Source organism: Vibrio sp. 10N.222.55.A1, assembly GCF_041473835.1.
GTDB classification, from domain to species: Bacteria; Pseudomonadota; Gammaproteobacteria; order Enterobacterales; family Vibrionaceae; genus Vibrio; species Vibrio crassostreae_C.
Window position 1 is genome coordinate 1 of record NZ_JBFRSX010000128.1, and the last position, 15,667, is coordinate 15,667.

Below are 15,667 nucleotides of genomic sequence, written 5' to 3' on the forward strand. Positions count from 1 at the left end.
GCTGCGCTATTCACCGAGATATCTAACTGGCTCATTGCCTGTCGATGGAGCGTATAATACGGGTTCTGAATTTATCCGCAAGGGCTTTTTCTCATATTTATTGCGATTTTGAATCGTTCGAACAAAAGACATACAACAACGAGCATGATGTGACGAAAAACACACAGTTACCAACAAGTATTTAACTTATGAAACAGGATTGATCCAGATCAGTGAATTGATAATGCTTGTTAATACACTAAGCCATGTCATATAACTTTGAGGTATACACATGGACTTTTGGCTAGATCTCCTATTTGGTAATGCGGTGGGACTATCTTCAATGATAGTAATCTTCGGGGCTCTGGGTCTCATGATGTTTTATGGAGGCTTCTTCATATACAAAGTTATGACTGAAAAATCTCCTCACTAGAATCGCTCTGCCTAAATCATTTACTTTTAAGTATTCTTTTACTTTATAAGTAAATGTCAAAACGCTTTGCACCGGAGCAGACTTATTGTCTTCTCCGGTTTTTTCATTTTTAAACCTAACCTCAACTTAGGTATACTTACCCTATCCTTCTCCAACTTGAGATACACACTATGTCTCATGATGATGACTTAGATCTATTCCAAGAAATGATGGGCGATGTTAAACGTATCGACCATGACACCGCTGAACACCAGAAAGTACACCGAGTCACCGAATCTCACCTTGCTAAGCGTGAAGCCGCTATGTGGCTGTCTGACGACGAGAAAGACTACTTATCATTAGACTATTCGCCAATGATCAAGCCAGACGATGTTGTTGCTTATAAAAAAGACGGTGTACAAGAAGGCGTATACAAAAAGCTGCGCCTAGGAAAATACCCTATTCAAGCCAAGCTCGACCTTCATAGGAAAACACTGAAAGACGCACGTAACGAAGTGCTTTCATTTTTGCGTCAGTGTTTAAGAATGGATGTTCGTACCGTCATCATTGTTCATGGTAAGGGTGAGCGTTCGAATCCACCTGCAATGATGAAAAGCTACGTGGCAAATTGGCTAACACAAATCAACGACGTTCAATGTGTTCATTCTGCTCAGCAATTTCATGGTGGTACGGGCGCAGTCTACGTAATGCTCAGAAAGAGTAATGAGAAAAAGCTAGAGAACAGAGAGCGCCATCAAAAACGCACCAGTTAATAGGTTGAGATAGATAAATGGACTAGTAACGATTTTGCATCAAGATCGATATTTCGTGCCTAGACTCACACCAAGTGCTAAAATTACCTCAGTTAACGAATTTCAACTCAAAGCAACTATCCAAAGGTTGCTTTTTGTTTATCTACATTTCCGTTGTGAAACGCTAAGAGAATATCATGTCACAAGAATCCCAAGCTAAACGCCTTAATAAATACATCAGTGAAACTGGTTTTTGCTCACGCCGCGAAGCCGATAAACTGATTGATGCAGGCCGAGTTACTATTAACGGTAAGATCCCTGAAATGGGTACTAAAGTCTTGCCAGGTGATGATGTTGAGATCGACAATAAGCCTGTTCGCTCAAAAGAGAAGCCGATTTACATTGCTCTCAATAAACCAACAGGTATCACCTGTACGACTGAGCGTGATATTCCTGGCAACATCGTCGACTTTATTGGCCACCACAAGCGCATTTTCCCGATTGGTCGTCTAGATAAGCCTTCTGATGGCCTTATCTTCCTAACCAACGATGGCGACATCGTAAACAAGATCCTACGTGCAGGTAACAACCACGAGAAAGAATACGTGGTGCGTGTAGATAAGCCGATTACGACGGAATTCTTGAAGCAAATGGGCGCTGGCGTTCACATTCTCGATACAGTCACTTTGCCATGTAAAGTAGAGAAAGAGACCAAATTCTCATTCCGAATTACGCTAACACAAGGCCTTAACCGCCAAATTCGCCGTATGTGTGAAGCGCTCGGTTATGAAGTTTTTAAACTGCGTCGTGTTCGTATTATGAATATCTCACTAGACGGTATTCCTAACGGCAAATGGCGCTACCTGAGCGACGAAGAGATCACTGAAATTTTAGCGATGTGTGAAGGCTCAGTAAGTACGGAAGATGCGTCAAAAATGAACGCGAAAGGTCAACGCATTCGCAAAGCGACTGACGCGAAACTTTTTGATAGCCGTGAAGAGAACCAAGCTTCAACAGCGCGCCGTAATCAAAACGAGAACCGTACACGCACCTACCGCGGTAACAATGCGGATGAATTCCGTCATGCACCTAATTCAAAGCGTGGCCGCAATTCATCGAATGGTGAAAGCGGTGGTAATACCGAGAACTGGAAATCGAACTCTCGTTCAGAGCGTTCTAATTCAGATAGAAATCGTTCGGATCGCAATCGCACAGATCGCGATAATACCGATCGTAGAAGCGGGAAGCCGGCAAACCGCAGCCAAGATTCAAACAGACCGAACAAACCTGCACCAAAGCGTGTTGGTGGTACTTTAGGTCTGAAGAAGTAGTCTGAATCAGTAAGACGAGACACTCGATATAAAAACGCCCGCTAGATTAGTCTAGCGGGCGTTTTTGTTTGTCATTCGATAGTTTTATCATCATGACAACAATCTATAAACATAGATCAGCAAACTGGCCGCGAGTCAGCAGTGTTAAGTCTTTTGGGTCTAATTCAATCTCTAGCCCACGCTTACCTGCACTCACACATATCGTTTCAAAACCTGTCGCACTGGAATGAACGAAGGTAGGTAGTGCTTTCTTCTGACCAAGCGGACTAATTCCCCCCACGACATAACCCGTGGTTTTCTGAGCAATATCTGGATCAGCCATCTCTGCTTTTTTGCCTTTCGCCGCTTTTGCTGCCAGCTTTAGGTTTAGCTTCTGGTCGACAGGAATAACGGCGACTGCCAAATCTTTCGCCACACCATTCAAGCAGAACAACAGCGTTTTGAATACACGTTTGGGATCTTGACCAAGCGCTTCAACGGCTTCTAAACCATAGTTCGTATTATTGGCATCATGATGGTACTGATGCACGCTATGAGCGATTTTCTTTTTCTTGGCGAGATTGATTGCTGGGGTCATAACAAATCCAAACGATAGATAAACAAAAAGCGACGCCGAGGCGTCGCTTTAGTTAAATTTATCATGGTGCTAGAGTCAATCTAATTTAGCACCTATTGATACAATTGCTTGGATTCAATTACTTGTAAACCATTTGGCCTGAAGGCGCGTACTTGTTCACGTCAACCGGGCTGTTTGCTTCTAGGTACTCTTTCAGTACTTCAGCATCAACAAAACCAGTATTTACGTAACCTGGGTGATCAGACAGTTTAGGGTAACCGTCACCACCAGCAGCGTTAAAGCTTGGTACTGTGAAACGATAAGTTTCGTCTAGACGAAGCTGTTTGCCACCGATGAATACATTCGATACTTCACCGTTCGCTACTGTCATAGAGATACCAGCAAACTGAGCGTAAGCACCAGAATCGATTGGTTTAGTCGCTACTACATTTAGGTAATCCAGAACTTCTTTACCCGTCATGTCTGTGTAAGTCAGGATGTTTGCAAAAGGCTGTACCTTCAGTACATCTTTGTAAGTAACATTACCGGCTTCAATTGAGTCACGAACGCCACCAGAGTTCATCACAGCGAAGTCTGCTTTTGCACGCTCCATGTGAGAAGTCGCAATCAAACGACCTAGGTTGGTCTGTTGGAAACGAACGACGTTACGATCGCCTTCAAGCTTGCCATTTGTCTCAGCGATTTGAACTTCTAGCTGTGCCTGACCTTGCTCTTGGAAAGGACGTAGGAATTCAAGTAGCTCTGGGTCTTGTGCGATTTCATCTTGAATAAGAACACGTTGCTTCTTACCGTCGATCTTAACTTTCTTCTTAAGGTTAACTGGAATCAGGTCGTAGCTCACCATCTCTAGCTCGCCATTACGGAATTCGTAATCAGCACGACCTACGTACTTGCCCCACTCGTGAGCTTGAACGATGTAAGTACCGTTCTGTACGTCAGGCTTACACTCATCACCCGGCTTGAAGTTTTTCTTCGCAACGTTAGGGCCTTCCATACATACAGGCTCTTGAGAGTGACCACCAACGATCATGTCTAGATCGCCTTCGTTTAGGTAACGAGCAAGTGCGACATCACCCGGAGCATTAACACCACGTTGGCCATTTTCGTAGTGACCCATATGAGTCACAGCAAAGATTAGATCCGGTTTTTCTGTTTCTTTAAGTTCAGCGATTAGCTTCTTCGCTTCTTCTTTAGGATCACGGAAGTCGATGCCTGCGATAAATTCAGGGTTACCAATCTTTTGGGTATCTTCAGTTGTTAAACCAATAACCGCAATCTTGATGCCTTGCTTTTCGAACATCTCGTAAGCTTGGAACTTACGTTCACCTGTCGCTTTATCGTAGATGTTTGCAGATAGCATTGGGAAGTTAGCCCAGTCGATCTGCTTTTGTAATACGTCTAAAGAGTTATCAAACTCGTGGTTACCCAATGCCATGGCATCGTAACCAATTTTGTTCATACCTTTAAAATCAGGTTCTGCGTCCTGAAGGTCTGACTCTGGAACACCCGTGTTGATGTCACCGCCAGATAGAAGCAACACGCTACCGCCTTCTGCTTCAACTTCTGAACGAAGTTGGTCAACTAGCGTTTTACGTGCAGACATGCCGTATTCGCCATATTTATTCTGCCAGAAACGACCATGGTTATCGTTTGTGTGAAGAATCGTTAGCTTGTAAGTTTCGTCTTGGTTCCAATCATGAGCTGATTGAGACGCACACCCAGCTAGAGTAGCTAGAATTGCAGCACTTAGTGCTGTCTTTAGAATAAGGCGTTGCTTCATTGTCATACCTTTGAACTTTTTAGGGAATCCACTGCTTTTTATAATCTATTGCGACCCCTTTCCTGGAGTTCGAACAATAAGACTTCAACATGACTAATCTTAAATTAACATTCTAGATGTAACACGACGATTTCATATTTATGTCGAATTGGTCACGCATAGGTCAACAGTTAAGTGTAACAAAATTATGAGATTACACTCAAACTTCCCCTGCATCACAAGCAATCGTTTACTTACAAAGTGTGATGAATATCAGTAATTTACTGCAAACAGGACTGACCTAACACTCATATAAGAGTTTCTTAGGTAATAACCCGCCACGTTAACAACTCTTTAAATGAACGGTTTATGTTCGGCTGCTTTTACGAGATTAAAAAAAGCCCAATTCAGAGAACTGGGCTTTCTTAGATCAACTTTGTTAAATAACGTTTCCGTTACTTCACATCCATCTCAATTATTTAATATCAATATGCTCAAAGCCTTTGATAAGGTCATCAAGTGCTTTCATCTGCTTCAAGAACGGCTCTAGTTTGTCTAGAGGTAGCGCAGATGGGCCATCACAACGAGCTTGGTCTGGGTTTGGGTGAGCTTCAATGAACAGACCCGCAATACCCGTAGCAAGACCCGCTTTAGCAAGTTCAACCGTTTGCTCACGACGACCGCCAGATGCAGCACCTGATGGGTCACGCATTTGTAGAGAGTGCGTCACGTCGAAGATGATTGGGCTACCGTTTGAAGACTTCTTCATTACGCCAAAGCCAAGCATATCCACAACAAGGTTATCGTAACCCATGCAAGCGCCACGCTCACAAAGGATGATGTTGTCATTACCGCACTCAGCGAACTTATCAACGATGTTGCCAACTTGATTCGGGCTCATGAACTGAGGCTTCTTCACGTTGATTACTGCGCCAGTCTTAGCCATTGCTTCAACAAGATCAGTTTGACGAGCTAGGAATGCAGGTAGTTGGATTACATCAACCACATCCGCAACTGGCTGAGCTTGAGCTTCTGTGTGGATATCAGTAATGATCTTCACGCCGAAAGTATCTTTCAGCTCTTGGAAGATTTTGAGACCTTCTTCCATTCCTGGACCACGGTATGAATGAACTGAGCTGCGGTTCGCTTTATCAAAAGACGCCTTAAATACGTAAGGGATGCCCAGCTTCTCGGTTACTTTTACATAGTGCTCACAGATCTGCATAGCAAGATCACGAGATTCAAGAACGTTCATGCCTCCAAATAGCGTAAATGGCTTGTCGTTAGCAATTGGCATATCGCCAATGTGAACTGTTTTTTGTTCCATCATATTCTCTCTAAATAATTATTAATTAGTGAACTACCACTGTCTTTTCGTTCATGACGTTCACTTGAGATTTCAGTAACTCAGATGCAGGGTCATCTGGGCATTGGTCGATAAAGTATTGATAATCGGTTGCGGCCACTTGGTGACAGTCTAGCTGCTGATAGATAAAACCGCGGTCACGGATTTCATACGGATCATCCGGCACAAACGTTAACGCAAGATCGGTACACTTCAATGCAAGTGTATAACGCTCTTCTCGCAGCAGTGCACTCTTGAGCAGGGCTAACCACTTACCAATAATCGTTGGGTGGTCGGCGACTTCTAGGTGCTCAGGTTTCACCTTAGCTAATGGGCCATCATGGCCAATTAGCCATGCTCGCAGCGTTTGTTCGCCAACGTACTCACCGTTATAAGGGTTAATGTAGGCCGCAGCTTGCCCGTACCAACTTACTTTAAGTAAGAATTGAGTCGGAAAAGAGACGCCCTCTACAGGAAAGCCTAGCTTGCGACCTAGAAAAAGAAAGATCGCCCCCAGACTCACTGGAATGCCTTTCTTTCTCTCGAGCACTTTATCGATAAACGCGTTTTCCGATGAGAAGTAAGCGTCTTTATCGCCTGCGAAGCCCCACTCATAAAAGAATAGTCGAATAAAAGATTCAAACTTCTGTTGCTCGTCGGTTTCATTAACCAAAGCAAACTCAGCGTCTTTTAACAATCTCGCCAGTTCTTGCTCAGCCCAGCTGTCTTGAGTTTCTGGGTTAATCGCTTTATTTAAGATCAATGCACCTTCAGCTAACTCTAGCTGGTCAAAGTCTTCATCAAAAAATTCGTACATACGTAACTAACCGAAATAAGGAGATAATTAACCGAAAAATGTTGGTGTCTTCGTCATTGCAATTTTGCCTGCCATCGCTAACCAGCCAAGTGCACCAAAGAAAGAGAAAACTCTCAATAGCTTGTTTTTACCCAACTTAAGTGCAAAGAAGCCCAGTGCGATGTAAGCCATAACACAAGTTAGTTTTTCGGTTAACCATGGCGCTGCTGGTGTAAATGGAATAAAGCCAGTGATAAAAATCAAACCAATACCCGATAGCAGTAGCAACGAGTCATTGATATGAGGGAAACGCTGCAAGAAAGGATGCTTAAGCTTTGGTGAGTTAACCATCATCAGAGCGAAACGAATCGAAAGAAGTAGCGCGCTTATAACAATCGTTAGTAGGTGAAAATGTTTTAAACCTTCGTACATGGTATTCCTTTATATTTTTATATGTGCTTTCGTTAACACGAGCCAAACAATACCCGTTAATGCCCTGTATTTCTGCGTTAATTCTCTGTATTTCCGCGTTAAATGCATTATCGAGTTAAGTGTATTGTCGAGTTAAAGGTATCAATTTAGCAAGTTCATCATCTATTGCTCACAAGATGATTAACAGCAGCCTATGAGCAGTAACGACCCAATGTCACTCGGTCATTACCACCGTAATCTTTTTCTGTAACCACATCCAAGTAGCCCAGTTGTTGCATTATCTCACGTACCGCTAAGCCTTGGTCATAGCCGTGTTCAAATGCTAGCCAGCCTTCGTTTTCTAAAAAACCGCGTGCGTTTTCAGAAATGTATCGAATATCAGCTAAACCTTTCTCTTCAGCAACTAACGCGGTAATCGGTTCAAAACGCACGTCACCTTGAGATAAGTGAGAATCGTTCTTCTCAATGTAAGGTGGGTTAGAAACAATCAGAGAGAATTTCACAACGCCTTCAGAGCTCAAAGGCTCAAACCAACTACCATGCAAAAAAGTCGCATTGGTGATGTTGAGACGCTGTGCATTCTCTGTCGCAAGCTGCTGCGCTTCAGGGCGAAGATCAATACCCGTCACCTGTCGATTCGGCATCTCAGACGCCAATGCTAACGCGATAGCACCTGTACCTGTCCCTAAATCGAGAATCGCGCCTTGCTTGCCAAAGGTTTTATCCAACGCTACTTCAACCAAACGCTCGGTATCTGGGCGTGGGATTAATGTAGAAGGGGAAACTTTTAACGGCAGTGACCAAAACTCACGCTCACCGATAATGTAAGCCACAGGCTCACCGGTTAAGCGACGTTTTAGAAGGGCATTGAATTCAGACTCTTGCTCAGAGGTGAGATGCTTCTCAGGCCAAGTCAGTAGGTAAGATCTTGGTTTATCTAAGGCGTGACAAAGCAGTACCGCGGCATCAATAGAGGGTGATGTGTTATCACCCTCTTGAAGCTTTACGATTGCTGCTTTTAAAGCACTTTCAACCGTATATGCTGACTGCATACTGGTTAGTTGTTCTCTGCAAGTGCAGCAAGCTGATCGGCTTGGTGCTCTTGAAGTACAGGATCAAGCAAGCTTTGCATGTCACCTTCAAGTACTTCGTTAAGACGGTAAATTGTAAGGTTGATACGGTGATCCGAAACACGGCCTTGTGGGTAGTTGTACGTACGAATACGGTCACTACGGTCACCCGAACCTAGTAGGTTACGACGTGTATCAGAAACCGCTGCCGCGCGGCGCTCTTCTTCTGCTTGAACAATACGAGCAGCAAGAACAGCCATCGCTTTCGCTTTGTTTTTATGCTGAGAACGCTCGTCCTGACACTCTACTACTGTACCCGTTGGTAAGTGAGTAATACGGATTGCTGAATCCGTGGTGTTAACGTGCTGACCACCCGCGCCTGATGCACGGAAAGTATCAATTTTAAGGTCGCCCGCTTTGATTTCTGGAAGATCCGCTTCTGGGATCTCAGGCATAACCGCAACCGTACATGCTGACGTGTGAACACGGCCTTGAGATTCGGTTTCAGGTACACGTTGTACACGGTGACCGCCTGACTCAAACTTCATGGTGCCGTAAACAGCGTCGCCACTAACCTTAGCGATCATCTCTTTGTAGCCGCCTTGCTCAGAAGCATTGCTGCTCATGATTTCAACACGCCAACCTTTCTTCTCAGCAAACTTAGAGTACATACGGAACAGGTTGCCCGCGAAGATACCTGCTTCATCACCACCCGCACCTGCGCGGATTTCTAGGAAACAGTTACGCTCATCGTTTGGATCTTTTGGAATAAGAAGAATCTGTAGCTCATCAGTCAGACGCTCAATTGCTGCTTTCGCATCTTTGATTTCATCTTGAGCCATTTCACGCATTTCTGCGTCGTCTTCGTTTGCCATCTCTTCAGCAGCTTCTAGATCTTCTTTCGCTTGCTGGTATGACTGGAAGCAAGCTGTCACTTCTTCAAGTTGAGAGTATTCTTTCGAAAGTGCACGGAATTTGTCTTGATTCCCGATTACATCTGGATCACCAAGTAGATGTTGAACTTCTTCATAGCGTTCAACAAGTGTTTCAAGCTTTACTAGAATCGAGGCTTTCATAATGTCTTATCTTGTTGGAGGTCTAATATTATTGAGGGTTTTCTAAGCCCAAACTCTGTCTAATGACCATTAATTTTGCAGGTTCTCCTTGCTCAGCTGCACTTTGAAGTGCGCGCGTTGGAGCATGGATCAATTTGTTTGTGAGCTTATTGCTGAGCTCGAGTAAAACTTTTTCAGGGTCACCGCCAGCGGCAAGCGATTGTAAACTTTTACTTAATAATTCTTCGCGGATTTCGTTAGCCGATTTACGGTAATCTCGAATACTGTCTACCGCTTGTAAAGAGCGCATCCAACTCATGAACGCGGCACTTTCTTCACTGACGATCGCTTCAGCTTGAATCGCTTCAACTTTACGTTGTTCGATATTGCCATCAACAATCGACTGCAAATCATCAACCGAATAAAGGTAGGCATCATTTAGATCACCAACCTGCGATTCCACATCACGTGGAACGGCAATATCAACCAATAACATCGGCTGATGCTTTCTTGTTTTTAGAGCAGTCTCAACCATACCCTTACCGATAATAGGCAATGGACTTGCGGTTGAGCTAATTACGATGTCCGCTCGATGAAGATGATCAGGGATCTCATTCAAGCTGATCACTTCAGCACCAAATTCTTCTGCTAGCCCTAGAGCACGTTCTCGAGTTCGGTTCGCCACAATCATTTTTGTACAGCCATTCGCCGAAAGGTGCTTAGCCACCAGCTCAATGGTTTCACCCGCACCAACCAGTAACACGGTTGAATCTGCGATGGATTCAAAAATATGCTTGGCTAAGGTACAGGCTGCGTAAGCTACAGAAACCGCGCTTCCGCCGATTTCAGTTTCAGTTCGAACACGCTTCGCAACAGAAAATGATTTCTGGAATAGTTTTTCCATTGAAGCATCAACGGATTTGTTCTCTCGCGAGTCCGTATACGCTTGCTTCACCTGACCTAAGATCTGCGGTTCACCCAAGACTAAAGAGTCCAAACCACAAGCAACGCGCATTAAGTGTTTAATCGCGGCTTGCTCTTCATGGATATAAAGGCTTGGCTTTAGCTCTTCTGGGCTAACTTGATGGAAAACCGACAACCAATCGATGAGTTTGTTTTTAGCCACGCCTTTAACGTCGCAATACACTTCAGTTCGATTACAGGTAGAAAGTATGACACTTCCATTCACGTGTGCATTTGCGTTAAGTTGCTTGAGTGCCTCAGATAATTTATCTGGACCAAAAGCGACTTTTTCTCGCAATTCAACCGACGCTGTATTGTGATTGATACCTACGGCAAGCAAAGACATGTATCAGAAGTTCTCGATCAGGGAATGGAAACAAGGGGCGAATTTTACTTGATGCATGGCTCTATTTAAAGAGCAAGCGGGATTTGTTTTCCTGAGTTCGTGAATTCAATGCTATAGTTGAAGCGTTTTTTAGATAAATTTGAACAAGTTGTGAGCAAATATGAGCAAACTTCGTAGAATCACGTCTCTTATTTTTATGACCATAATTATGGTGGGTTGCTCGTCTATACCTGAACAACCGACCAGTGTTGAGTGGCAAAGTCACCAAAACCGACTTCTACAGATAGAAAACTACCAAGCCTCGGGCAAGCTCGCCTACATTTCTCCAGAGCAGCGCCAAAGCCTAAATTTCATTTGGAAACATTCACCAAATCAAAGTCAATTAAGGCTCACTACTTTTCTCGGTCAAACTGCACTGAACCTAACCATAGATCCATCGGGTGCAAAAGTCGTGACCTATGGCGATCAAGTATTTACTCATGCGAGCGCTTCAGTCTTGGTTGAGCAGCTGACAGGTTTACAGATCCCTATTGATCACCTGCCACAATGGTTCCTTGGCATTCCAGACCAAGCCGATAGCTACCAATTGAACACGACCAACACGCTTGAATCTCTCACCAAACAAGTCAGCAACCAATTATGGACACTGAGTTTTGCTAACTATCGCAATACAGAGATGCCGAATAAGCAACTATCGGGTGAAGACAACACTAAGGTAGAGATAATCCCACTCCCTACTCGATTGTCATTCAAGCAAGACAATAACAAAATCAACATTGTAGTTTCGAAGTGGACACTGAAAAGATGATAACAACGCCAACCCATTGGCCTTCTCCGGCTAAACTGAATTTATTTCTCTATATCACTGGTCGACGTGACAATGGCTATCACGAACTTCAAACTTTATTTCAGTTTGTCGATTTTGGTGATGAACTGACGGTTACCGCAAACTCAGAAACTAGCTCGATAACAATCACACCAGAAATCCCTGGGGTAGCACTTGAAGACAACCTGATCTGGAAAGCCGCTACTGCGCTACAGCAATATACCTCAACCTGTTTCGGTGCCGATATTGAACTCAAGAAAGTACTGCCTATGGGTGGCGGTATTGGCGGAGGCTCTTCAAATGCAGCAACCGTGTTGGTCGCTCTGAATTATTTATGGCAACTCAACCTGTCAGACGATCAACTCGCCGAGATCGGTTTGAAGCTTGGTGCTGACGTTCCTGTCTTCGTTCGAGGCCACGCCGCCTTTGCTGAAGGGGTTGGAGAACAATTGTCACCAGCTAATCCGGATGAAAAATGGTATCTAGTCGCCAAACCTCAAGTGAGCATAGCAACTGCAGACATATTCAAACATTCAGAATTAACTCGAAATACGCCAAAGCGAGCGCTAGCAACGCTTCTAGAGCAAGAATACGTAAACGATTGCGAAAAAATTGTGCGAATGCTGTACCCAGAGGTTGATAAGCAACTTTCATGGCTGCTACAATACGCGCCGTCGAGATTGACTGGTACAGGTTCGTGCGTTTTTGCTGAATTTAACAGCAAAAAAGAAGCCGAATTGGTGCGAGAACAACTGCCTGACACAGTTTCCGCTTTCGTAGCGAAAGGAAGAAACATTTCTCCTTTAAAAGAAACTCTGGCTGAATACCAATCAGCCCACCCACAATCTATTTAAAACTGGACGCAACCCGAGGTTTCCACCGTGCCTGATATGAAGCTATTTGCTGGTAACGCAACACCTGAACTAGCCCAACGTATTGCTGATCGTCTATACATCTCTCTTGGCGATGCTACTGTAGACCGTTTTTCTGATGGCGAAGTCGCTGTTCAAATCAATGAAAACGTTCGTGGTAGCGATGTATTCCTGATTCAATCAACTTGTGCACCAACCAATGACAACCTAATGGAATTGGTGGTAATGATTGACGCAATGCGCCGTGCTTCAGCTGGCCGTATTACTGCTGTAATCCCTTACTTCGGTTATGCCCGTCAAGATCGTCGTGTACGTTCTGCTCGTGTGCCAATTACTGCAAAAGTTGTTGCAGATTTCCTTTCTAACGTTGGCGTTGACCGCGTTCTTACTATCGACCTACACGCAGAGCAAATCCAAGGCTTCTTCGATGTACCAGTTGATAACATCTTCGGTACTCCAGTTCTTCTAGAAGACATGGCTAACCGTGGCCTAGAAAACCCAGTTGTGGTTTCTCCAGACCTTGGTGGTGTTGTACGTGCTCGTGCAACGGCTAAAGCGCTAGGTGATGTTGACATCGCTATCGTTGATAAGCGTCGTCCACGTGCTAACGTTTCTGAAGTAATGAACCTAATCGGTGATGTTGAAGGCCGTGACTGTGTTATCGTTGATGACATGATCGATACAGGTGGCACACTATGTAAAGCAGCTGAAGCGCTTAAAGAGCGCGGTGCTAAGCGTGTATTCGCTTACGCAACTCACGCTGTTTTCTCTGGTACTGCTGCGAACAACATCAAGAACTCTGTTCTAGACCAAGTTATCGTAACGGATTCAATCTCTCTATCTCCAGAGATGGCTGCGACTGGTAAAGTGACAACACTTAGCCTTTCTCGCATGCTTGCTGAAGCGATTCGTCGTATCAGCAATGAAGAATCAATCTCAGCGATGTTCAACTAATCAGAGCTAAATAGCTTTGCTTTAGAAACACACGAGAGAAAAACATTAAGCACTTCATTCAATGAAGTGCTTTTTTTATGTCTGAGTAATATTGCACAGCTAGTTATCACAAACAGGAATAATCGCGCAGCTATCAGCTAGCTCGCACCTTTTTCATAAACTGTGATATCATACGGCGCTTTTTGAAATCCCAAGAGAGATCCATACCTTGAGCCAACAAATAAAACTTCTCGTTGGACTGGCTAATCCAGGTCCAGAATACGCCAAAACTCGCCACAACGCGGGTGCTTGGGTAGTTGAAGAATTAGCGCGTGTACATAACGTGACACTAAAGAACGAACCAAAGTTCTTTGGCCTAACGGGTCGTATCATGGTTCACGGTGAAGATCTTCGTTTGCTGATCCCAACTACTTTTATGAACTTGTCAGGCAAAGCAGTTGCAGCCTTAGCAAAGTTCTACCAAATTAAACCTGAAGAGATCATGGTCGCTCACGACGAGTTAGATCTGCCTCCTGGTATTGGAAAGTTTAAAAAAGGTGGTGGTCATGGTGGACATAATGGTCTGAAAGACATCATCAGCAAACAGGGTAACAATAAAGAATTCTATCGTCTTAGATTAGGCATTGGCCATCCAGGACACAAAGATAAAGTTGCAGGTTATGTATTAGGCAAAGCTCCTCAAAAAGAGCAAGAGTGTATCGAGGCCGTCGTTGACGAATCGGTTCGCAGCCTAGACATCTTATTGAAAGATGGCCTACCAAAAGCACAAAATCGCTTACATACGTTCAAAGCAGAATAAGGTTTATATCATGGGTTTTAAATGTGGCATCGTTGGTCTACCAAACGTTGGTAAGTCAACTCTGTTTAACGCACTGACTAAAGCAGGCATCGAAGCAGCAAACTTTCCATTTTGTACGATCGAACCAAACACAGGTATCGTTCCGGTTCCAGATCTACGCTTAGATGCATTAGCAAAAATTGTTAATCCACAGAAGATCCTTCCAACGACAATGGAATTCGTAGATATCGCGGGCCTAGTAGCTGGCGCATCTAAAGGTGAAGGTCTTGGTAACAAATTCCTAGCTAACATCCGTGAAACTGACGCTATCGGTCACGTTGTGCGCTGCTTTGAAAATGAAAACATTGTTCACGTTGCTGGCAAAGTATCTCCAATCGAAGATATCGAAGTGATCAACCTTGAACTTGCACTGGCTGACTTAGACAGCTGTGAGCGTGCAATTCAACGTAACGCGAAGAAAGCAAAAGGCGGCGACAAAGACGCTAAATTCGAAATCACTGTACTAGAAAAGCTACTTCCAGTTCTAACAGAAGGTGGGATGGCGCGTACTGTTGAACTTGGCAAAGAAGAAGCGGCAGCAATCGGCTACCTAAACTTCCTAACGCTTAAGCCAACAATGTACATCGCAAACGTTGCAGAAGATGGTTTTGAAAATAACCCATACCTAGACGCTGTTCGTGAATACGCTGAAAACGAAAACAACGTAGTTGTTGCTGTTTGTGCAGCAATCGAATCTGAGCTTTCTGAACTTGACGACGAAGATCGCGAAGAGTTCCTAGCGGATATGGGTATCGAAGAGCCAGGTCTTAACCGAGTGATCCGCTCTGGTTACGAACTACTGACTCTTCAAACTTACTTCACAGCTGGCGTTAAAGAAGTTCGTGCTTGGACAATCCCTGTAGGTGCAACTGCGCCACAAGCAGCGGGTAAGATCCACACAGACTTCGAGAAAGGTTTCATCCGTGCTGAAGTTGTTGGATTTGATCACTTCATCGAATTTAACGGTGAGAGCGGAGCGAAAGACGCAGGTAAATGGCGCCTTGAAGGTAAAGAATACATTGTTAAAGATGGTGACGTTGTTCACTTCCGCTTCAACGTATAATTCTGATTAAACATCTAGAAAAAAGGCCAGTGAATTCACTGGCCTTTTTGTTTTTCCCCTTTCTAAATTCCCCCTCATCAGAAACTTAACTTCCTATATATATCGCCTTTTTGACCTGTTTTTTGTCGACAAATACGCCTCTTTGCCTAAAAAGAAACCGAACAGATGTTTATTCGCGATTTATTCAAAAAAAAAGTTGACGGGTTTCGCTCAACTACGCATAATGCGCCCCGTTCACAACGAAGCGGCAACGTCTCGAAATGAACGACAATTTGGAAATGGCTACTTAGCTCAGTT

16 protein-coding genes are annotated in these 15,667 nt (G+C 44.1%); 8 read left to right on the forward strand and 8 right to left on the reverse strand.

Annotated features, from left to right (window positions below):
• Window positions 1-271: 271 nt before the first annotated feature.
• The 3 genes from AB4493_RS21985 (at window position 272) to rluF (ending at window position 2,474) form a co-directional block, all read left to right on the forward strand.
• The gene (locus AB4493_RS21985) at window positions 272-412 is read left to right on the forward strand and encodes a DUF3149 domain-containing protein (protein WP_017062321.1); all 141 of its coding nucleotides are present in this window, start codon (window positions 272-274) and stop codon (window positions 410-412) included.
• A 170-nt stretch (window positions 413-582) separates the two neighbouring features.
• Window positions 583-1,164: a DNA endonuclease SmrA gene (smrA, locus tag AB4493_RS21990; protein ID WP_017062320.1), complete on the forward strand. Its 582-nt coding sequence runs from the start codon at window positions 583-585 to the stop codon at window positions 1,162-1,164.
• Between the two features lie 176 nt (window positions 1,165-1,340).
• The gene (rluF, locus tag AB4493_RS21995) at window positions 1,341-2,474 is read left to right on the forward strand and encodes a 23S rRNA pseudouridine(2604) synthase RluF (protein ID WP_017064161.1); all 1,134 of its coding nucleotides are present in this window, start codon (window positions 1,341-1,343) and stop codon (window positions 2,472-2,474) included.
• Window positions 2,475-2,577: 103 nt separating this feature from the next.
• Here the strand turns inward: rluF and ybaK are convergent, their stop codons facing one another.
• The 8 genes from ybaK to hemA all read right to left on the reverse strand — a co-directional run bounded on the left by ybaK (window position 2,578) and on the right by hemA (window position 10,817).
• On the reverse strand, window positions 2,578-3,051 hold the full coding sequence (gene ybaK / locus AB4493_RS22000; protein WP_050651812.1) for a Cys-tRNA(Pro) deacylase: 474 nt from the start codon (window positions 3,049-3,051) through the stop codon (window positions 2,578-2,580).
• Between the two features lie 118 nt (window positions 3,052-3,169).
• Window positions 3,170-4,831, reverse strand: a complete 1,662-nt coding sequence (gene ushA / locus AB4493_RS22005; RefSeq protein ID WP_017064163.1) for a bifunctional UDP-sugar hydrolase/5'-nucleotidase UshA — start codon at window positions 4,829-4,831, stop codon at window positions 3,170-3,172.
• 454 nt (window positions 4,832-5,285) lie between these two features.
• Window positions 5,286-6,140 carry a 3-deoxy-8-phosphooctulonate synthase gene (gene kdsA, locus AB4493_RS22010; RefSeq protein ID WP_372128828.1) on the reverse strand — a complete coding sequence of 285 codons (855 nt, stop codon included), beginning with the start codon at window positions 6,138-6,140 and terminating at the stop codon, window positions 5,286-5,288.
• Window positions 6,141-6,162: 22 nt separating this feature from the next.
• Window positions 6,163-6,972 carry a SirB1 family protein gene (locus AB4493_RS22015; protein WP_017064164.1) on the reverse strand — a complete coding sequence of 270 codons (810 nt, stop codon included), beginning with the start codon at window positions 6,970-6,972 and terminating at the stop codon, window positions 6,163-6,165.
• A gap of 27 nt (window positions 6,973-6,999) precedes the next feature.
• Window positions 7,000-7,383 (reverse strand): SirB2 family protein, encoded by a 384-nt coding sequence (locus AB4493_RS22020; RefSeq protein WP_372155818.1) that lies wholly within the window; start codon window positions 7,381-7,383, stop codon window positions 7,000-7,002.
• Window positions 7,384-7,574: 191 nt separating this feature from the next.
• The gene (gene prmC / locus AB4493_RS22025) at window positions 7,575-8,435 is read right to left on the reverse strand and encodes a peptide chain release factor N(5)-glutamine methyltransferase (RefSeq protein ID WP_372155819.1); all 861 of its coding nucleotides are present in this window, start codon (window positions 8,433-8,435) and stop codon (window positions 7,575-7,577) included.
• 5 nt (window positions 8,436-8,440) lie between these two features.
• Window positions 8,441-9,529: a peptide chain release factor 1 gene (prfA, locus tag AB4493_RS22030; protein ID WP_017062313.1), complete on the reverse strand. Its 1,089-nt coding sequence runs from the start codon at window positions 9,527-9,529 to the stop codon at window positions 8,441-8,443.
• Window positions 9,530-9,557: 28 nt separating this feature from the next.
• Window positions 9,558-10,817, reverse strand: a complete 1,260-nt coding sequence (gene hemA / locus AB4493_RS22035) for a glutamyl-tRNA reductase (RefSeq protein ID WP_017062312.1) — start codon at window positions 10,815-10,817, stop codon at window positions 9,558-9,560.
• Between the two features lie 160 nt (window positions 10,818-10,977).
• Here hemA and lolB point away from each other — a divergent pair, with 160 nt between their 5' ends.
• The 5 genes from lolB to ychF all read left to right on the forward strand — a co-directional run bounded on the left by lolB (window position 10,978) and on the right by ychF (window position 15,370).
• Window positions 10,978-11,625: a lipoprotein insertase outer membrane protein LolB gene (gene lolB / locus AB4493_RS22040; RefSeq protein WP_372118438.1), complete on the forward strand. Its 648-nt coding sequence runs from the start codon at window positions 10,978-10,980 to the stop codon at window positions 11,623-11,625.
• Entirely contained in the window at window positions 11,622-12,497 is an 876-nt protein-coding gene (gene ispE, locus AB4493_RS22045; protein WP_170962373.1) for a 4-(cytidine 5'-diphospho)-2-C-methyl-D-erythritol kinase, read from the forward strand. Before lolB ends, ispE begins: the two co-directional genes overlap by 4 nt.
• A gap of 27 nt (window positions 12,498-12,524) precedes the next feature.
• A complete protein-coding gene (locus AB4493_RS22050; RefSeq protein ID WP_004739814.1) occupies window positions 12,525-13,469 on the forward strand; it encodes a ribose-phosphate pyrophosphokinase in 945 nt (314 codons plus the stop codon).
• 208 nt (window positions 13,470-13,677) lie between these two features.
• Window positions 13,678-14,268 (forward strand): aminoacyl-tRNA hydrolase, encoded by a 591-nt coding sequence (pth, locus tag AB4493_RS22055; RefSeq protein WP_004739815.1) that lies wholly within the window; start codon window positions 13,678-13,680, stop codon window positions 14,266-14,268.
• Between the two features lie 10 nt (window positions 14,269-14,278).
• Window positions 14,279-15,370: a redox-regulated ATPase YchF gene (ychF, locus tag AB4493_RS22060; protein ID WP_010439159.1), complete on the forward strand. Its 1,092-nt coding sequence runs from the start codon at window positions 14,279-14,281 to the stop codon at window positions 15,368-15,370.
• Window positions 15,371-15,667 lie beyond the last annotated feature (297 nt).